Origin of the sequence: Pseudomonas syringae group sp. 26L6 (assembly GCF_032587815.1) — a bacterium.
In the GTDB taxonomy this organism is placed as follows: Bacteria; Pseudomonadota; Gammaproteobacteria; order Pseudomonadales; family Pseudomonadaceae; genus Aquipseudomonas; species Aquipseudomonas amygdali.
The window spans coordinates 318,368-336,423 of the sequence record NZ_JAWHPJ010000003.1; the positions used below are offsets into that span (position 1 = coordinate 318,368).

At 57.4% G+C, this 18,056-nt stretch carries 16 protein-coding genes and 1 pseudogene; 5 read left to right on the plus strand and 12 right to left on the minus strand.

All coding sequences use genetic code 11. From position 1 onward, the window contains the following. Nucleotides 1-19 precede the first annotated feature (19 nt). The 5 genes from RYA97_RS02310 to RYA97_RS02330 all read right to left on the minus strand — a co-directional run bounded on the left by RYA97_RS02310 (nt 20) and on the right by RYA97_RS02330 (nt 4,585). On the minus strand, nt 20-832 hold the full coding sequence (locus tag RYA97_RS02310; RefSeq protein WP_005733772.1) for an oxidoreductase: 813 nt from the start codon (nt 830-832) through the stop codon (nt 20-22). 77 nt (nt 833-909) lie between these two features. After that, on the minus strand, nt 910-1,911 hold the full coding sequence (locus RYA97_RS02315) for an NADP-dependent oxidoreductase (RefSeq protein WP_117139656.1): 1,002 nt from the start codon (nt 1,909-1,911) through the stop codon (nt 910-912). 75 nt (nt 1,912-1,986) lie between these two features. Next, the gene (locus tag RYA97_RS02320) at nt 1,987-2,847 is read right to left on the minus strand and encodes an alpha/beta fold hydrolase (RefSeq protein ID WP_117139655.1); all 861 of its coding nucleotides are present in this window, start codon (nt 2,845-2,847) and stop codon (nt 1,987-1,989) included. 16 nt (nt 2,848-2,863) lie between these two features. Further along, complete coding sequence (locus RYA97_RS02325) at nt 2,864-3,652, minus strand: SDR family NAD(P)-dependent oxidoreductase (protein WP_005781905.1); 789 nt, start codon at nt 3,650-3,652, stop codon at nt 2,864-2,866. Nucleotides 3,653-3,985: 333 nt separating this feature from the next. Beyond that, entirely contained in the window at nt 3,986-4,585 is a 600-nt protein-coding gene (locus tag RYA97_RS02330; protein ID WP_005781907.1) for a TetR/AcrR family transcriptional regulator, read from the minus strand. A 116-nt stretch (nt 4,586-4,701) separates the two neighbouring features. Here RYA97_RS02330 and RYA97_RS02335 point away from each other — a divergent pair, with 116 nt between their 5' ends. From RYA97_RS02335 to RYA97_RS02345, 3 genes are all read left to right on the plus strand, one after another. Further along, a complete protein-coding gene (locus RYA97_RS02335) occupies nt 4,702-5,586 on the plus strand; it encodes an alpha/beta hydrolase (RefSeq protein WP_005781909.1) in 885 nt (294 codons plus the stop codon). A 45-nt stretch (nt 5,587-5,631) separates the two neighbouring features. Beyond that, the gene (locus tag RYA97_RS02340) at nt 5,632-5,946 is read left to right on the plus strand and encodes a hypothetical protein (RefSeq protein ID WP_002554386.1); all 315 of its coding nucleotides are present in this window, start codon (nt 5,632-5,634) and stop codon (nt 5,944-5,946) included. 257 nt (nt 5,947-6,203) lie between these two features. Continuing rightward, nucleotides 6,204-7,235, plus strand: a complete 1,032-nt coding sequence (locus tag RYA97_RS02345) for a methyl-accepting chemotaxis protein (RefSeq protein ID WP_004661284.1) — start codon at nt 6,204-6,206, stop codon at nt 7,233-7,235. A 68-nt stretch (nt 7,236-7,303) separates the two neighbouring features. Here RYA97_RS02345 and RYA97_RS26370 read toward each other — a convergent pair whose 3' ends face one another. The 5 genes and pseudogenes from RYA97_RS26370 to RYA97_RS02365 all read right to left on the minus strand — a co-directional run bounded on the left by RYA97_RS26370 (nt 7,304) and on the right by RYA97_RS02365 (nt 13,605). After that, nucleotides 7,304-8,143, minus strand: coding sequence for a methyl-accepting chemotaxis protein (locus tag RYA97_RS26370; RefSeq protein ID WP_371411888.1), 840 nt, complete (start codon nt 8,141-8,143; stop codon nt 7,304-7,306). Nucleotides 8,144-8,158: 15 nt separating this feature from the next. Then, nucleotides 8,159-9,193 (minus strand): annotated as a pseudogene (locus RYA97_RS26375) (cache domain-containing protein); the annotation flags it as partial. 219 nt (nt 9,194-9,412) lie between these two features. Next, nucleotides 9,413-9,742 (minus strand): hypothetical protein, encoded by a 330-nt coding sequence (locus tag RYA97_RS02355; protein ID WP_029241085.1) that lies wholly within the window; start codon nt 9,740-9,742, stop codon nt 9,413-9,415. 4 nt (nt 9,743-9,746) lie between these two features. Next, nucleotides 9,747-11,819, minus strand: a complete 2,073-nt coding sequence (locus tag RYA97_RS02360; RefSeq protein ID WP_005781913.1) for a PAS domain-containing sensor histidine kinase — start codon at nt 11,817-11,819, stop codon at nt 9,747-9,749. A gap of 334 nt (nt 11,820-12,153) precedes the next feature. Then, a complete protein-coding gene (locus tag RYA97_RS02365; protein ID WP_004664387.1) occupies nt 12,154-13,605 on the minus strand; it encodes an NCS1 family nucleobase:cation symporter-1 in 1,452 nt (483 codons plus the stop codon). A 344-nt stretch (nt 13,606-13,949) separates the two neighbouring features. On the opposite strand from RYA97_RS02365, the gene RYA97_RS02370 reads away from it, so the two are divergent. Together RYA97_RS02370 and RYA97_RS02375 are read left to right on the plus strand one after the other, a co-directional pair. Then, the gene (locus RYA97_RS02370; RefSeq protein WP_005754903.1) at nt 13,950-14,669 is read left to right on the plus strand and encodes a GntR family transcriptional regulator; all 720 of its coding nucleotides are present in this window, start codon (nt 13,950-13,952) and stop codon (nt 14,667-14,669) included. Between the two features lie 10 nt (nt 14,670-14,679). Then, a complete protein-coding gene (locus RYA97_RS02375) occupies nt 14,680-15,411 on the plus strand; it encodes an aspartate/glutamate racemase family protein (RefSeq protein WP_002554379.1) in 732 nt (243 codons plus the stop codon). Nucleotides 15,412-15,653: 242 nt separating this feature from the next. On the opposite strand, the gene RYA97_RS02380 is transcribed toward RYA97_RS02375, so the two are convergent. Both RYA97_RS02380 and RYA97_RS02385 read right to left on the minus strand, forming a co-directional pair. Next, nucleotides 15,654-16,889 (minus strand): zinc-dependent alcohol dehydrogenase, encoded by a 1,236-nt coding sequence (locus tag RYA97_RS02380; protein WP_005746328.1) that lies wholly within the window; start codon nt 16,887-16,889, stop codon nt 15,654-15,656. Nucleotides 16,890-16,991: 102 nt separating this feature from the next. Next, on the minus strand, nt 16,992-17,897 hold the full coding sequence (locus tag RYA97_RS02385; RefSeq protein ID WP_002554377.1) for a LysR family transcriptional regulator: 906 nt from the start codon (nt 17,895-17,897) through the stop codon (nt 16,992-16,994). Between the last annotated feature and the right edge of the window lie 159 nt (nt 17,898-18,056).

Here is an 18,056-nt window from a genome sequence, read left to right on the forward strand (position 1 = left end):
TGACCGCCTCACCTGCATTTCAAACCGGCAAACGAAGCTCCTTGCGCAGGCTCTTGTCAAACACCCCGGCAGGTGCAAAGCGACGCAGCATGCTGATTTGTCGGGCTGTCTTGCCGGCAGTGTAGCGCCGCTTGGGGAGTACATCGCTCGCCGCTTTAAGCACTACAGCCGCCACCACTTCCGGCAAATCGGCTTTCGGCATTACATCGGCGAGCAACGCCTTGAATCCTGCTCGGGCCTGATCGTATTCCTTCAATAACCGGTCCGGCTCAAGGCCGTTTTGATCGAAGACGGTTCGTACAAATGCCGGCTCGATGACCGAGACACGAATATTGAAGGCGCGCACTTCGTGATCAAGAGATTCCGAGTAACCTTCCAGCGCATGCTTGACCGCCGAATAATGCGAAGAGTAGGGCGCGGGTATCAAGCCCAGAATCGAACCGATATTGATAATGCGCCCCTGGCCATGTTCGCGCATCGACGGTAATACTGCATTGGTCATGCGGATGACGCCGAACAGATTGACGTCGAACAACGCCTGCACCTGGGGTATCGAGAATTCCTCGGAGCCGCCTATCAGGCCAATACCTGCATTGTTGACCAGCAGGTCGATCCGCCCGGTCTGCGCAAGTACACTGGAAACGAGCGCGCTGACCGAGTCATCGTCAGTTACGTCACAAGTACGCATGGATACCTGCGTTGCACTTTCGCCAATCTTGCGGCTGGTGCCGAATACGGTATAGCCCGAGCGCACCAGCGCCTCGGCCGTTGCGCGGCCGATACCGGATGATGCACCGGTGACAATGGCCGTTTTTCCGGAAGATGTGCTCATGTAATGCTCCAGTGTTCAAAAGGCTGGGGGCCGACAAGTTGCTTATGTGGGGAATTGAAAACGCGGGTCACCGACACTTACCTGATCTTCACAACTACTTTCCCTTTGGCACGCCCCCGGGCCAGGTACTCAAGTCCTTCTTTGGCCTGCTCAAGCGCAAAGACCCTGTCAATGACGGGTTTGATTTGCCCGCTTTCAAGTAACACGGCAATCTTCTCGAGTTGAGCCCCCTGCGGGCGTACGAACAGGAACGAGTAGGTCACGTGGTGTTTTTTCGCACGGCGCCTGATTGAGTGGCTCATCAGCCCGAAGAGGAAAGTGAAGAAGGCATTCATCCGGCGTGCCTTGGCGAACGCCTTATCCAGTGGCCCGACGAGGGATACGATCAAACCTCCTGACTTGAGGATGCCGACGGCTTTTTTAATCGTGTCTCCTCGCGTTGTACCCAGCACCAGGTCGTAGTCGCGCAATACTTGCTCGAATGCCTGCTTTTTATAGTCCACCACTTCATCTGCACCCAGGCTGCGCACCAGCTCTACATTGCCGGTACTGGTGGTCGTGGCGACGTTGGCCCCCAGGTGTTTAGCCAGTTGAATAGCGAAGGTGCCGATGCCTCCAGCCCCCGCAGGTATGAATACCTTCTGGCCGGGTTGAAGATTGGCGCGTTCTTTCAAGGCTTGCCAGGATGTAAGCCCGACCATTGGAATAGAGGCCGCTTGTACGAAATCCAGATTCGCCGGTTTAAGTGCAGCAGCGTGCTCAGGCACGGCTGCAAATTCGGCGATGCTACCTTTGCCGAGGTCAAAGAGGCTGGCGAAAATGGCGTCACCCGCCTTGAAGCGGGTGACGGCTTTGCCTACCGCGATGACCACGCCGGAAAGATCGCTGCCCATAATGGCGGGTAATTCGTACTTGAGGACGGCCTTGAACGTGCCTGTAGTAATCATGTTGTCGATCGGGTTCAACCCGGCCGCGTGAACTTCCACTAACAGTTCATCAGGCTTGATGGTCGGCAGAGGTACATGCGTTATCGCAATTTCAGGCGACTTGCCATAGCTTTCGAAGGTAAGTGCTTTCATGACGCTAGGTTTCCAGGGTCGTCTGACAGTGATGGATTGTTTTTAAAAACGATGTGCAGTTGAAGTTCGAACGCTTTATGCAAGGAACTCCAGAGCCGTTGAGACGAAGTCGGCGTGATACTGAAAGACGCAACCGTGGCCTGCGTCTTGATAAACCACCAGTTGTGCCTGCGGGAGACGTTGGCTCATATCGCGACTCAACTCGCTTGCGACCATGACGTCGCTGTCCCCGACGACGATAAGTACAGGCACCCGCAGGCGTGCAAGATCCTGCGCGGGTTGTTTGCCCCAGGCTTTGATTGCTTTGAGTTGGCGAAGCAGCAAGCGAGGCGTTGGCGGCTTGTCGCGGTCAACCGTACGTTCCTTCACCCTGCTCAGATAGTCTCTGGCAGCGCGTCGGCCATTGAGCGTGGAGGTGAAAAACATATCGACCTTGGGGTCTCGCAGCCTCAGCAAACCTTTGAGAGTAAGTGGCCAGGACAGCGCACCTATGCGCTCGATACCGTGTCCGCCTGCCGGTCCGGTGCCTGCCAGAATAACTTTGCGTACCAGATCGGGTGCTTTCAATGCCAGGTCCTGGGCCACGAAACCGCCCATTGAAAAGCCAATCAGATCCACTTGTCTGTAGCCCATTGCCCGCACAAGCTCGAGGGTGTCCCGAGCCATCTCGCCTATCGTCAGCGGCGCGGTGCCGGTCGATAAACCAGCCCCGCGATAGTCGATGGCGATAACGTGATGCCGGGTAGCAAGACCATCAACAATGCGCGGGTCGAAATCGTCCAGTACCGCGCCCCAGTAGTTGAGCAACAAGAGCGGCACGCCACCACGCAAACCTGACTCGCGATAGGCGAAGGCAATGCCTGCGACTGTTGCGATTTTATTAGGCGCCTGGACAAACGACTGCGCCGAATGAGTCTGCAGATTTGAGCTACTCATGATGGGTACCCTGGTTTCAGGCTTTGGTCAGATAGCGCTCTGCGGCGTTCGCCTGTCGAATGTCCGACAGCAACCCTTGCCGCGCGCCATCAAGCGCGTCCCAACGACCTGCAACGTGCAGTGGCGGAATGGTCACCAGTTCGCGACGATCGAAGCCCACCAGCGCTGCATCGACCAGTTCTTCAACGTCCATCACCTCGGGGAGGGTGTTGAGGTCGATCCCGGCGCGCTCCCAGATTTCGGTGCGGGTAGCTGCCGGCAGGACCGCCTGGATGTACACGCCCTTGGGTGCCAGTTCCAGGTTCAAGCCTTGAGACAGGAACAGCACATAAGCCTTGGTGGCACCGTAAACGGTCATGCCGAGCTCTGGCGCCAAGCCCACCACCGACCCGAGGTTGACGATTGAACCGGTACCGGACTGCGCGAAGCGAGGGGCCACTGCGGCAGCGAGTCGCGTCAGCGCAACAATGTTGAGGGCGACAAGCTTTTCAATAGCCTCAGCGCTCTGCTCAATGAATCCGCCGGACTGAGCAATACCTGCGTTATTGATAAGGACGCCGATCCGGGCATCGTCGCGCAGGCGAGTTTCAAGCGCTGTGAGGTCGGCAGAGTTGGTCAGGTCGGCCTGAAGCACTTCGACAGCTACGTCGTTTTCTTTACCCAGCCTTGCTGCCAGAGCATCGAGGCGTGGTTTGTCACGTGCGACAAGCACCAGATTGTGGCCGCGACGGGCAAATCGCTCGGCATAAATGGCACCAATACCGCTGGAAGCGCCAGTGATGAGAACAGTGGGGAGAGTAGTCATTGGTGATGTCCTGACAAGTAATGCGATGAGGGCAGCCAGGCGTTTGCGCCTGCGATTGTCGGTCACCCGGCAGGGCCTTCGACGCTGACGCTGAAGGGCCCTGCCAATTGATCCTTGGAGTTATGATTACGATCTAAATCTAAAATGTCAACGTATTGATGTTGATCGACATCAAAATGCGGCGAGGTCGTGTGCGTCTGCATTCATAGGCGAGAGGGGCGAAGAGAAATCTCGCGCGCAGGCGCTTGGCCGCTCGGGAGATGCGGCGCAGAGGGCGTTTCAGAGGGCGAAGTGGGCATATAGGCCCGGGCGCTTTTTGCGGGGCGCGGGGCGCTATGGTGTAAGCAAAAAAGACGCCATCGGTTTGAGTATCGATTCGGCCGAGACCACAGAGAGTTCATCCGGCTTTCTGTCGATCGCCAATGAGGCATATCCATGCGCAGTGCTCCAGGCGAGGAAGGTGCGTTGCTCAAGCACTGTCGAGTCTGGTTCGGCACCGTTTTTTGCGACCCATGCTGTACGTATCGACTGACGAAGCAGTTGCAGCGTGGCTTCGCCTGAAGTGAGCAATCTGGGTAATGTGCGGTTGACCCCGCCCATTCCGAACATCAACCGGAAATGCTGTGGGTAGTTTTTAGCGAAATTGACATAGCCTATCCCACAGCCCAGCACACAGTCGCCAAGGTCCCGCTGCGCGGCTCGGATAGCGTCGACCATCCGTTCATAACCATCGGCCACCACCTCTGCCATCAGGTTTTCCAGAGAGCCGAAATGGTGCGCAGGTGCGGCGTGTGAAACGTTCGCCCGCCTTGCGCATTCACGCAGTGAGAGTCCTCGCATGCCTGCTTCCCCCACGATGTCCCAGGCCGCCTGCCGCAAGACGGTCGGCAAGTTGCCATGGTGGTAAGTACGCGGGGTATCTGAGGTCGACATACGAAGCTCCCTGTCATGAAATAAAAGTTATATAGCCATCGTACAGCTTATCTTGTCAGTGACAAGATAGGCTGCTCTAATTGCTCCAGGTCTTATGGCTGGTGCGGAGAATACCGATGAGCAAACTTACCAACAGGCTTCGATTATTGACGCTGCGGGGCACCTTCATGCTTGCCAGCCGTATTCTACCTGGCCCCACCGGAAGATACCTTGCCCGACGTTTCGTGACACCCCAGGCCGCAGGACGTGCCGAGGCTGCGGCTGCGCTGAGCGCATCGGCGGATGTGCAAACGGGTACTCTGGAACTGAACGGGATCAAGATCTGCACCTACGTGTGGGGAGATCCTTCCAGTCAACCTTATGTGTTGTTCTCCCATGGGTGGTCAAGCTACGCGATGCGTTTTGTCGGCTGGGTGCCGTTGTTACGATCGATGGGCTATGCGGTGGTTGGTTTTGATCAGCCTGCCCATGGATTAAGCTCTGGCGATATCAGCCACATGCCGCAGTTTGTGGAAGTGCTTCAGCAGGTAGGACGCCATTTCGGAAAGCCTGCGGCCGTGATCGCTCATTCGTTGGGCGCTTCGTCAATCATATTCGCTCAGGAAGAGCAGTGGCGTCCCGACCGGTTTGTGTTGATTGCGCCGTTCCTGGCCCCGGCTGACAACGCGCTTCATCAGTTTGAAACTTTTGGTATCGCGCACAAGGTTTTCGCACCTTTTGAAGGATACTTGCATGCGCTGAGCGGCCGCCGCTTCGCGGATTACGACGCTTCTGCGCGACTGCAGTTGCTTGATCGTCCAGCGCTTGTTATTCATGACCGCCGAGATCGCGAAACCCCGTGGGAAAAGGGTGCCCGGTTCGCAAAGCTATGGCCCGGAGCGCGTCTCTTTACCACGGAAGGGCTGGGCCATAACCGGCTGATTGATCACCCCTCCGTTACTGCTGAAGTGATGGAGTTTCTGAAGCCGGATAGTCACTTGCCAACGCCGATTGAACCCTGACCTGGCTGGAGACGCGGGTCGTGGTTCCTGAGGCTGGAGGTCACTGTGAGCAATCATCATTTTTCCGATGAGCTGGCCGTGCTGGAGATCGTTGACAGCGCCCATTTTTTCCGCCCTGGAAAGATGACGTCTGGTCAGCTGTACCTGAGTTTGATTCGTCTCCAGCCAGCGGTTCCGGCAATAGGGGAATTCATGGAGATGATCGATACTCTTGTGAAAGAAGGCCTGTTGATTTCAGGTGCCGTATTGCCCTGTGACGCTTCGTTTCCCTATGTGCAGCATATTATTTTCGGTCTTACCGAGGTGGGCGAGGCTGTAGTGCAAGCAACAAAGTCTGAGATCGAAAGCGTCAACAGTTGAGCGTCCGCACTCAGCCCGAATCCCTTCCGCATACATGCTTCTTAAACCCGTAGTGCAAACGTTCCGTGCGCAATGCTTGCAGATTGTCGACCTTCAAAACTACATTAGCGGGGTTGAGGGCATTACGACATCAGTCGATAAAAACAGGAAGCCCAGACTTCCGCGCCCTTGAGAATGACAACTTCTTTCCCTCTGTTTTTTGCACGACGATTGTGCGATGGCTGCCGCCTACGGTAACTCATTGAAGCAGAAAGAAAATGATCGAACCCGAACGAATTGTGACTCTGTCCCGTGAAGTGGAATCTCTGGCAACTCGTGGCGTCAGCGATATACAACTGATCACCCGCCAGACTCGATTGCTGGCAATAAACGCGCTGATCGAAGCGGCGCATGCAGGTAAAGCCGGTCGGGGTTTTGCGGTGGTGGCCGAGGAGGTGAAGAATATCTCTGAGCAGATTTCGAAGATTGCCAGCGGTCTGACTCAAGACCTGCAAGCATCGGTCAATGAACTGACCGAGCTTGGTAAGGGCATGTGTTTTGATGTGCGAGGTCAACGGCTGGCAGACCTCGCACTGAACCTGATCGAAATCATTGATCGCAATCTATATGAGCGCACGTGCGATGTTCGCTGGTGGGCGACCGATGCATCGCTGGTTGATGTACTGATGACCCCAACTGCGCAGAGTCGCGCACACTCCAGTGAGCGCCTCGGCGTCATTCTGGACAGTTATACGGTGTATCTGGACATCTGGGTTGCCGATACAACCGGCTGCGTGATTGCGTCCGGTCGGCCCGATACCTTCGACAAGGTTATCGGTGCGAATGTAAATGAGGCGACCTGGTTCAAGCAGGCGGTGCGGCACTCGTCTGGCGATCAATACTTTGCCGGTGAAGTCGCTGTGGAGCCCTTGCTCAACGGCTCGCAAACCTGTGCGTTCAGTGCAGCCGTGCGCAGTAACGCTGGCAAACACTCACCTGTGATCGGCGTCATCGGGATTTTCTTTGACTGGAAGAATCAGTCGGACTCGGTGATCAATGGCGTGCGTCTGAGTGATGAAGAGCGCACCCGCACCCGAGTGATGATGGTCGATGCCAGCCACAGGATAATTGCCAGTTCCGACCCCCAAAGCCCGTTGGGCCACAGTATCGACTTGCAGACCAGGGCAGGGCAGGCCACCGGTTACAGCACACTGCCCAACAACAGCATTCAAGGGTATTCAATGACCCCGGGCTTTGAGACTTATCCCGGCATGGGGTGGCTGGGGGTGATTGAACAGCAGTTGCCTTAGTTGCGCGTGCTTCCTGGCAGCCGGGATGTAGAGCCGCTGCCAGAAATTCTCTGGCAGCGGCTTGAGCGTTATATACGGAAGCTACCCACCAGCTGCGTCAAGCGGGTGGATTGCTGTTCAAGGTCAGTGCAGGCGCGCAGGGTAGCGTTCAAGTTCTCCACACCTTGCTGGTTCAGGGTATTGATCTCTGTGATATCCACATTGATCGCTTCCACAACGGCAGTTTGTTCTTCGGTCGCCGTGGCAACCGAATGGTTCATGCCGTCGATTTCGCCAATGCGTTCGGTAACGTGTTCAAGGCTTGCAACGGCCTTGTTGGCAATGCCGACCGTTTCAACACTTTCACGCTGGCTTTCGTTCATGAGCGCAACAGCCTCGCGAGCGCCCGATTGCAGCTGCTCGATCATCTCTTGCACCTGGCTCGCCGATTCTTGCGTTCGGTGGGCCAGGCTGCGTACTTCGTCGGCCACCACGGCAAAACCTCGGCCGGCTTCACCCGCGCGTGCCGCCTCGATGGCTGCGTTAAGGGCCAGCAGGTTGGTCTGTTGAGAGATGCCGGTAATCACTTCCAGTATCTGGCCGATGTTGGCGGTTTTTGTATTGAGCGTTTCAATCTGTTCACTTGCGTTGCTGATGCGCTTTGACAGGCGGCTCATGGCCGCGATGTTCTGCCCGACCACGTCCTGACCGTCCGAGGCCAGCGTGCGTGCATCGCTTGAATGGCCAGAGGCGCGCGCGGCGTTCTGGGCAATCTCCTGGGTTGCAGCGCCCAGCTCATTGATGGCTGCGGCCACGCTGTTGGTACGGTTGGACTGCTGATCGGAATTGAGCATCGACGAGTTGGAGGCATTCACTACCCGCTGGGCAACTTCATTGAGCTGTACCGTGGAGGAGGCTACTTCACGCATCGAGTCGTGGATTCGTTCTACAAAGAGGTTGAAGCCGTTGCCCAGATACCCGAACTCGTCTTCGCTCTGAATCGTCAAGCGTTTGGTCAGATCACCTTCGCCGGCAGCGATATCGTGCATGGCGCGGCCCATCAGGTTGAGCGGCCGCATCAGTACGCTCAGAAGCATTCCCAGCAGAAGGATGATCAGCACCACCGCAATGACAGTCGCCACGATGGCCGAGTTTCTGAACTCGCCCAGTGATGCATAGGCGATCTCTTTGTCCATCGCCACGCCCACATACCAGTTGACGGAAGGCAGCCCGTCTACATGGGCAAACGTAAGAATCTGAGCTTTTCCGGCATGCTCGCTTTCGCTCAGGTCCTGGGACAATTTCGGCGTATTCGCCGGGTAGACTTCTGCCAGCGTTTTCATTACCAGCGAAGTGTCCGGGTGGACCAGAATGCGGCCATTCGCATCGACCAGAAACGCGTAGCCGTCGCCATGAAGGCGCAGCGAGCTGATCATTTTCACCAGTATTTCCAGGCTCAGATCACCGCCAATGACCCCGGATACACCCGATGCACTTTTGACCGGTGTGGCAAGGGTCACGATCAACCCTTTGGTCACAGCATCCAGATACGGTTCGGTGAGGATCGTCTTGCCTGCGCGCACGGCATCGACATACCACGGCCGGGTCCTGGGGTCATAGTCGGCCGGCATGTCATCAGGCGGCTGAGTGACGAAAGAACCATCGCTCTTACCCTGGTAAATACTCATGAAGGTGGCGATAAGCGTGGGTTGGCCGAGGGCAAGATTCTGCGCGTCGGTTGATTGCGGCGAAGACGCATTTTCCGCCAGGTTCTCTACCAGAAGAATTCGCCCTGAAAGCCAGTTGCGGATGTTGCCTGCGGTGCTGTCACCCGTCTGATTCAGGTTCTCCTTCAATTGCAGACGCAGGGCGTTGCGTTGCAGATAGTCGTTGTAAAACGTGAACAGGGTGAATGCGGCGATCACCACGAGAGACGCCGCCAACAGGATTTTATGGCTGAATTTTAGCGATTTTGTCATGCCGATAAGGGCCTTTAGAGGGGGAGTGCCGAGAGGTGAAGTACAGCGAAAGCAATAGCGGTTTATCGGCGGGCGCGCCGATTAATGAATGCTGGTTATCATATAAATGCTTCGCGGAGCGTCTATCACAGCGCCTCAGGGGCAAGGCGAAGCCTAATCCGATGATCAAGCGGGGCGGTGAATAGTAATGAATGAGGTTTGCCGCTGTATCGAAGGCGTTTACTTAGTCGATCGTTGTGCTTCTGACCCTACATACCACTGCGCATATGGCGTGTTTTCCACCTTGCACCGATTGAAATCCCTCGCCCCGTCAGTCCACCAGACGTCGCCGCGCTCCCCAAGTGCAACCTTGGCCTGGTGAACCCCGGCCCGGGCGGCTTTCAGTGCATCTGAATCCGCGCTTGCCTTGGCTGCCTTGACCTCGCGCCGGGCAGCCATCAACTCATTCACTAATCGCTGACGAACCTCTTCGTTCAGGGACGGATTGGAACATCGCCAGAGTTGTCCCTTGACCACAAAATACCGGCCATCGGGTGTCGTAGGGTGCACGCTATCAATAGCAGCGAGTGGCTGCATCCGCGCCGATCAGGCCTGTCACTCGCCCGGCGAGCGCATCCAGCCCGAACGGCTTGGTCAAAACTTGTGTGCAGGGCCGCAGGTGGCAGTCGTCCAGCACTGAAGTCTTGGCGTAGCCAGTGATGAACAGGGTCGGCAGCCCCGGTCGGCAGTCGCCCGCAGCGTCAGCCATTTCCCGGCCGTTCATGCCGCCCGGCAAACCGATGTCACTGATGAGCAGGTCGATGCGGGTATCTGACTGCAGGATCTGCAAACCTGACTGAGCGTCGCCTGCTTCCAGGCAGTTGTAGCCCAGGCCGGTGATCACCTCGGCGACAAGCATTCTGACCGACGGCTCGTCATCAACGATCAGAACGGTTTCGCCGGTGTGCTGCGCTGGCTCTTCGGTTATTTCGGGCTCTGCAGCGCGTGGAGCATTTTCAGCAATATGGCGTGGCAGGTGCATGACCACGCTGGTGCCCTGACCTTCAACCGACTCGACGCGGATCTGACCGCCGGACTGGCGCACAAAACCGTAGACCATCGACAGGCCCAGGCCGGTCCCGGCGCCAATCGGTTTGGTGGTGAAGAACGGTTCAAACGCCTTGGCGACGATGTCCGGGCTCATCCCCATGCCAGTATCTGTGACGCGGATGCTCAGGTGCTCGCCGGCAGGAATGCCGTGATCAGGGTCGGTACATTCTTCAATGGACGCATTGGCTGTTTCGATGACGATGCGCCCGCCACTGGGCATTGCGTCACGGGCGTTCAGGCACAGGTTCAGTAACGAACTTTCCAACTGGGCATGATCGATCAGTGCAGGCCACAAGTCATCGTGGGCGACGACTTTTATATCTATCTCCGGGCCGACCGTGCGTGCAATAAGTTCTTCCATGTCCTGAATCAACACGTTGACGTTGGTGACTCTCGGGGACAGGTTCTGACGCCGCGAAAACGCCAGCAGCCGGTGAGTCAGCGAAGCCGCGCGTCGTACTGCGCCCTGAGCGACCGACACGTACCGGTCTACATCACCGACACGGCCTTGAGCCAGTCGTTTGGTGATCAGTTCAAGGCTGCCGGAAATGCCGGCGAGCAGGTTGTTGAAGTCATGTGCGATGCCGCCTGTCAGTTGTCCGACGGCGTCCATCTTCTGGGAATGGCGCAGGGCGTCTTCGATCTGCTCACGTTCGAAAACGGCTTGTTCGATGCGCTGTTCGAGTGTCTGATTGAGTTCTCTGACCGCTTCTTCGGCTTTTTTTCTGGCGGTGACATCAACAGACGAGCCGATCAGACCGATCACCTCGCCGTTTTCATCGAGCAAGGGCGCTTTGGTCGAGAGCCACGTCGCTGCAGAGCCGTCAGGCAGGTTGACCTGTTCTTCGATCTGTTCGCTGACATTGTTCTGCATGATCCGGCGGTCGGTTTCCATGAGCACCCGTGCCTGTTGCTGATCATCCAGAAACTCCAGGTCCGTCTTGCCGATGAAAAATTCGGGCGGCTTGCCGATCAGTTCAGCGGTGCCACGATTGGCGACCAGCATGCGACCTTCGAGATCCTTGGCGTAGACAACGCCCGGAACGGCAGCCGTGAATATCCTCAGCAACTCGTTGAGCCGGTCGCGCTCGTCTTCAGCCATGCGACGGCTGTCTATATCGAGCAATACGCCCGGACTGCGAACAGGCTTGCCGCGACTATCACGCTCGATTTTTCCGCTGGCTTCAACCCAGCGATAAAGGCCGTCTTCATGCAGAACCCGGTATTCGCATCGGTAGGTTTCGCTGTTCTGAAGCGCGTCCTCGATTGACTTGTCGACTCTGGCCGAATCGTCGGGATGAATGGAGGCTATCACCAGCTCCAGTGGCAAGCCTTTGGCGCACAGCTTCGGGCACAAGCCGAAGGTCCGGGCAAAACGCTCATCGCCGGTCAACTGATCGGCAATGATGTCCCACACCCAAGTGCCGACAACTGCCCCTGAATCAAGGGCGAGTTGTAGCTGCTCGGCCGCTTCCTGCTCTGAAGGCAGGAGTGGCTGGGGGGCGAATGGCATGCCGCCGGAAACATCATTGCTCATCACTATCGACCCACTTGAACGCCTGGTTCACAAAGACTCAGTCATAGGGCAGCGCAGCGGCCTGAAAGTTGTACAAATTTTATTCTATTTTGTGCCCCAGGCCTTACAGGCGATCAGTGACACTTCATCATTCCATGGGTTTGGCCTGAGAGTGATATTAAATTAATATCACCTGATAAGTGCAGTATTTTCTACGGAGGCAGTCTGGGCAGTGCTTTCAGGTCATATCGGGCTTGCCGAGCCAGCTGAAAGCGCTGATTTCGCGAGGCGACCGGTGTTTGTGTAACGTGCAGGCGCTGGTCCCGGTCAGGTGCCAGCGCCTCTACAGTAGCTCTTAGTTCTGGCCGACAGGCGCAGGCAGGTTGGCAGTCTGCACGGGCGACCATCGGGTCATCACATAAAAGAGCGCGCCACCCAGGATGCACCCGGTGAACCACGCAAAGTTGGCAATGGGCTTGAACCACTCGACAAAGGTAAAGCACAGACCCACCAGCGCTGTCAGCACTAGCGCTTTGACCGCGATCCAGTTCACGCCATTGGTGTACCAGTAGCGACCGCTTGGCGTGTCATTGAACAGGGCGTCGACATCAATCTGCTGCTTCTTGATCAGGTAGTAATCCACCAGCAGGATGCCGAACAGTGGGCCGATGCAGGCCGCGAGCACGTCCAGGGTGTAATGGATCACTTCAGGGTTGTTGAACAGGTTCCAGGGCGTGATGAAGATCGAAGCTACGGCAGCAATCATACCGCCTGCACGCCAGCTGATGCGGCTGGGGGCCACGTTGGCAAAGTCGAAGGCCGGGGAAACGAAGTTGGCGACGATGTTGATGCCGACAGTGGCGGTCACGAAAGTAAATGCGCCGAGCAGCACGGCGGTGGTGTTATCGATACGCGCTACGGTGGCAATAGGGTCGTGGATCATTTCACCGAAAATCGGCAGCGTGCCCGAGACAATCACCACCGTCACCAGCGAGAACGCCAGAAAGTTCACCGGCAAGCCCCAGAAATTGCCGCGACGCACGTCAGCCATGCTGCGGCAATAGCGGCTGAAATCACCGAAGTTCAGGGTCGGGCCGGAGAAGTATGAGACCACCAGCGCGATGGCCATGACCACTTGCCCGAACGCCGCCCAGCCGGATAACTCTTTTTCAGCCAGGGTGAAACTGATGTTATCCCAACCGGCGCGCCAGACAATCCAGCCTGCCAGCGCGAACATCACCGCGTAAACGGCAGGACCGGCCCAGTCGATGAAGCGTCTGATCGATTCCATGCCGGTCCAGAACACAGCAGCCTGGACCACCCACAACGCCAGAAAACCGAACCAGCCAAGCCACGACAGCCCGAGAAAGGTCAGGTTCTGATACGCAGCCAGTTCCGGGAAAAAGCGTAGAACCACGATCACCAGTGCGCTGGACGCCAGATAGGTTTGAATGCCGTACCACGCCACTGCAATAAGCCCGCGGATGATTGCAGGAATGTTGGCACCGAATACCCCGAAGGCCAGGCGACAGATGACCGGGTAGGGCACGGCGGCTTGCTGGCTGGGTTTGGCGACCAGATTGGCAATCACCTGAATGATGCAGATGCCCACCAGCAGCGCAATCAACACTTGCCAGCTGGCCAGACCGAGCGCGAAGAGGCTGGCGGCGAAAACGTAACCGCCGACGCTGTGCACGTCGCTCATCCAGAACGCCAGAATGTTGTACCAGGTCCACTTCTGCGGCACCGGCCCCAGATCATGGTTGTGCAGGCGCGGGCTGTATCCGGCCGGGCGTTGGTCTGTCATAGCGTTACTCCCTCGATGGATCGTGGCGGGATCGGGGTACGATCGATGATATTTTTGTATACGATCGTGTACGCAAAAGATGTGCCATACGTTTTTTCATAGACAAAAAGTCAATGCGCGCTATGCCAGCTGGCGTTTCAGTCCAGAAAAGTCAGCACAGTGGGCACGTCCGTCATAGCGTTTAAAGCGCACACTAACGGAGCGCAATGGCCCATTTTCGGTGCGATTTTGTAGGCTGCCCAGCCCATAGGCGTTGCTTGGCGGCTTAGATAGCGCTATTTATCAAGTGGTACATCGGGCACTATTCCTGTATACGATCTGTACCGAAAAAGTGATCTGAAACCATGACTCGACCTGCCAGCGCTCCCTTGTTCCTGACGCCCGCTGCCGATGAAAAAGGCCGCGACGAGCAAATTTATCAGCACGTACTGGAAGCAATCGTCGAGCACCGGCTTGCGCCAGGCACGCGTTTGCCCGAGGACGCATTGGCTGAAGTGTTCGAGATCAGCCGGACCGGCATTCGCAAGGTCTTGCAGCGCCTGGCCCTGGAACGGCTGGTGACCTTGCGTCCCAAGCGCGGCGCAGAGGTCGCGCAACCGTCGGCGCAGGAAGCGCAGGATGTGCTGGGTGCCAGGCAGTTGATCGAACCCGCGCTGATGGCCGATATCGCCGCACGGGCAGGCGGTCAGCGTCTGGAATCACTGCGTGCGCTCTGTGAACAGGAACATGAGGCGCAACACGCCGGGCGTCACAGCGAAGCTATTCAGTTGTCGGCCAGATTTCATGTGCAATTGAGCGCGTTGGCGGGCAATCAGGTATTGACCGAGCAAGTCGCGCAGCTCACTACGCGTTCTTCGCTGATCGTGGCGGTGTACGGTTCGCGGCGCAGCGTCGGCTGTGATTGTGGTCAGCACGTTGACTTGCTGACCTTGCTCGAAGCCGGGCAGGGCGAACAGGCCCGCGAGTGGATGGCCGAGCATCTGCGCCGTATCCGCGCCAGCCTGAATGTAGATGCACCGGTGAGCGAGACAGTAGATTTTCATAGCATTTTCAAACGGCGCTGAAGGAGTTCCGGTGCGTATTCAAGTGATCAACCCCAACACCAGCGAAGCCATGACCCACAAGATTGGCCTCGCGGCGCAAGCCATTGCACGCCCCGGTACGCAGATTCTTGCGTGCAGTCCCGATGATGGCCCGGTGTCTATCGAAGGCCATTTTGACGAAGCGATAGCGACCCTTGGCGTGCTGGAAGAGATACGCAAAGGCCGTGAGCAACAGGTCGACGCGCACATCATCGCCTGTTTCGGCGATCCTGGCCTGCTGGCAGCCCGCGAGTACGCCAGCGCACCCGTGATCGGCATTGCCGAAGCGGCTTTCCACATGGCCAGTCTGATTTCCACCCGCTTCGCAGTGGTCACCACGCTGACCCGAACTCGGATCATCGCCGAGCACCTGTTGCAGCGCTATGGCTTCAGCGAACTGTGCACCTCGGTACGTTGTATCGATCTACCGGTGCTGGCGCTGGAAGAGAGCGGGCCCGAACTGATCGAGTGCATGGCCGAACAGGCTCGCCGGGCACGTGATGAAGAGGGGGCAGGTGCCATTGTGCTGGGCTGCGGCGGGATGGCGGATTTGGGCAGGCAATTGAGTGAAGCGATTGGTCTGCCGGTGATCGACGGCGTGGCGGCGGCGGTGAAACTGGCAGAGTCGCTGGTGGACCTTGGGCTGAGTACCAGCAAACACGGCGACCTGGCCGACCCCATCGGCAAACCGTTCAAAGGGCGATTTGCCTACCTGAGCCGATAAAATGTGCGTCCGCAAATGCACTGACACACGCTTTGGGTGATGCTCCGCGGCACAAAGATCGGACGCAGAGCGTCCAGAACGGCATCCCCACGCTGGAACGTAGGGAACGATAGTCTCAACGACCACTATCTTCTGGACGCTCCGCGTTCTCTAGCGACGGAGCGTGTGGCGATCACTCCCACGCTCCGCTTACTAGCACTTCTGGACGCTCTGCGTCCGATCTTGAGCACCAAGGGTGCGCCTCACATGGCTGGCACGCCACCCGCAACCAGCGCTTCTGTCGTGGCGTCTGGCACCACAATGGTGTTGTTGCCCGGAGTCAGAATTACCTTGCGGCAATCCTCTTCCTTCTTGTCGAACAGCTTGTAACCTTTCGCAGCATCTTCCAGCGACATGCGGTGGGTGATGATGGCTTCCGGTTCGAGTCGTCCCGCTTCGATGTGCTCGAGCAGTTCAGGCATGAAGCGATGGACATGGGTCTGGCCCATCTTGAACGTCAGGCCCTTGTCGAACGCATCGCCGAACATGAAACCGTGGATAAACCCTGCGTAAACGCCCGGTACGCTCACTACGCCGCCACGCCTTACCGCTGCGATGCACTGACGCAATGCCTTGCCACTGCTGCCTTCCAGTTTCAGCGTGGCCAGAATGGTTTCGGTGGTGCTGCCCTTGGCTTCGAAACCGACTGCATCGACCACACCGTCCACGCCGCGCATGCCAGCTGTTTGACGGATGATGGTATCGGCCGGGTCATCGTCGTCATCGAAATTGATCGGGATCACACCATAGGTTTTCTGCGCATAAGCCAGGCGATACGGGTGGTGATCGACCATGAATATCTTCTCGGCGCCGAGCATTCTCGCGCATGCGGCGCTCATCAGACCCACTGGACCAGCGCCATAGATGGCAACGCTGGAACCCTGGCCGATGCCCGCATTGGTTACCGCCTGCCAGGCAGTGGGCAAGATGTCGGAAAGGAATAGAACCTTCTCGTCAGCCAGTGTGCCCGGCACTTTGAACGGGCCGACATTGGCCTTTGGCACGCGCACGTACTCAGCCTGACCGCCGGGAATGCCGCCATACAGATGACTGAAACCGAACAGTGCTGCCCCTGGCGGAATGGACTTTTTGTTGATGATCGCGCCGCGCCCGGTGTTGGTGGTTTCACAGGCTGCGAACAGGTCGATGTTGCAGAAAAAGCAGCTGCCGCAAGCAATCACAAAAGGGATCACTACACGATCACCTTTCTGCACAGCGGTGACCGCCGGGCCAGTCTCTTCGACAATGCCCATGAACTCATGGCCGAATATGTCGCCGTGTTCCACCGTGGGTATCTTGCCGCGATACAAGTGCAGATCAGAGCCGCAGATTGCGGTTGCGGTGACTTTCAAAATGATGTCGTCAGCTTCTTGTATTTCCGGGTCCGGCACTGTGTCGACCTTCACACTGTTCGCGCCGTGGTAAGTCAAAGCTCTCATGTTTAATCCTCGATGGCAGCAGAAGTTCTGATCCGTACTGAAGATGAACCATGAGGATTTTGTTGGTTCAGCGCGATTGGTCGAAGCGGGACTAACGGTAGGTCAATTGCGAAACGCCGTCATGTCCTGCAACAGCATGCCCATCAGGCGGTTGGCACCGACGCTGAGCTGCCGACCCAGACGGCTGATCAAATGCGTCTGCGGGCTGCTGAACACCTCATGCTGCAAGGGCAGGGCGCGCAGTTTTCCGGCCTTTATCTCCTCCTCCACAACAAAGGTCGGCAACAGCGTGACGCCACCCTGCATGGCGAAATGCTTGAGCATGGCGAAGGTGCTGCAGGTCAGTGTCGGCTGCACTGTAATACCCAGTTGATGTTCGGCCTGCAGAAGAATCTGGCGAATGCCGTAAGACACAGCAGGCAGCGCGACACGGTAGTGTTCCAGTGCCCGCAGCTCTATCGGAGCCTGCTCTTGCGTCAGCGGATGATCGGGTGCGGTGATCACGCACACCGGCTTGCGTTGATGGGCGTGAGAGCGGATTTTCGGGTCGGCAGCGGGGTTGAAGACCAGGCCGATATGCGCTTCGTCCTCCACGACCTGGCGAATCACCTCGTTGCTGCCACAAACGTTCACGAGCAGTTCGATGCGCGGGTACAGCTCGGAAAACCGGGCCAGCGGCTGGGCGAGGCTTTCAAGAAAACCTTCTCCGGATACCAATGTCACCGAGCCGCTGTGCAGGCCCTTCAGCGCCTGGATCGAATCCAGCAGGACCTCCTGCTGCGTCAGTCGCTGGCGGTAGTAGGCCAGCACCTTGTCGCCTGCTTCAGTGGGTTTGACCCCTCGGCGATGGCGCTCGAGCAATGGCGAGCCGAGCTCCTGTTCCAGTTGCGCGATCTGGCGGCTGACCGCCGAGGGCGCGACGTTGAGGAAGTCGGCGGCAGCCCTGACGCTGCCCAGCCGCACGGCTTCGAAGAAATACAGGATGCGTCGATCTTGCACCAGGCTCATAAGGCTCCTGTAGAGGCTCTGTGTTGCGCTAAAGGCAACATAAATTCGATTTGAGGATTATTGCTGAGAGGTGAGAGCGCTGTCCATACTCGGATCATCAGCACATTGCTCGCCGACAAGGCTCGCAGCGTCGTTCTCGAATTCGTACAAAACCTTTGA

What these genes read in the sequence shown, in the direction of transcription:
- RYA97_RS02310 (WP_005733772.1), bottom strand. Translation starts at nt 832, where the DNA reads ATGAGCACATCTTCCGGAAAAACGGCCATTGTCACCGGTGCATCATCC.
- RYA97_RS02370 (WP_005754903.1), top strand. Translation starts at nt 13,950, where the DNA reads ATGACTCGACCTGCCAGCGCTCCCTTGTTCCTGACGCCCGCTGCCGAT.
- RYA97_RS02320 (WP_117139655.1), bottom strand. Translation starts at nt 2,847, where the DNA reads ATGAGTAGCTCAAATCTGCAGACTCATTCGGCGCAGTCGTTTGTCCAG.
- RYA97_RS02330 (WP_005781907.1), bottom strand. Translation starts at nt 4,585, where the DNA reads ATGTCGACCTCAGATACCCCGCGTACTTACCACCATGGCAACTTGCCG.
- RYA97_RS02360 (WP_005781913.1), bottom strand. Translation starts at nt 11,819, where the DNA reads ATGAGCAATGATGTTTCCGGCGGCATGCCATTCGCCCCCCAGCCACTC.
- RYA97_RS02315 (WP_117139656.1), bottom strand. Translation starts at nt 1,911, where the DNA reads ATGAAAGCACTTACCTTCGAAAGCTATGGCAAGTCGCCTGAAATTGCG.
- RYA97_RS02385 (WP_002554377.1), bottom strand. Translation starts at nt 17,897, where the DNA reads ATGAGCCTGGTGCAAGATCGACGCATCCTGTATTTCTTCGAAGCCGTG.
- RYA97_RS02335 (WP_005781909.1), top strand. Translation starts at nt 4,702, where the DNA reads ATGAGCAAACTTACCAACAGGCTTCGATTATTGACGCTGCGGGGCACC.
- RYA97_RS26370 (WP_371411888.1), bottom strand. Translation starts at nt 8,143, where the DNA reads ATGCGTGAAGTAGCCTCCTCCACGGTACAGCTCAATGAAGTTGCCCAG.
- RYA97_RS02345 (WP_004661284.1), top strand. Translation starts at nt 6,204, where the DNA reads ATGATCGAACCCGAACGAATTGTGACTCTGTCCCGTGAAGTGGAATCT.
- RYA97_RS02325 (WP_005781905.1), bottom strand. Translation starts at nt 3,652, where the DNA reads ATGACTACTCTCCCCACTGTTCTCATCACTGGCGCTTCCAGCGGTATT.
- RYA97_RS02380 (WP_005746328.1), bottom strand. Translation starts at nt 16,889, where the DNA reads ATGAGAGCTTTGACTTACCACGGCGCGAACAGTGTGAAGGTCGACACA.
- RYA97_RS02365 (WP_004664387.1), bottom strand. Translation starts at nt 13,605, where the DNA reads ATGACAGACCAACGCCCGGCCGGATACAGCCCGCGCCTGCACAACCAT.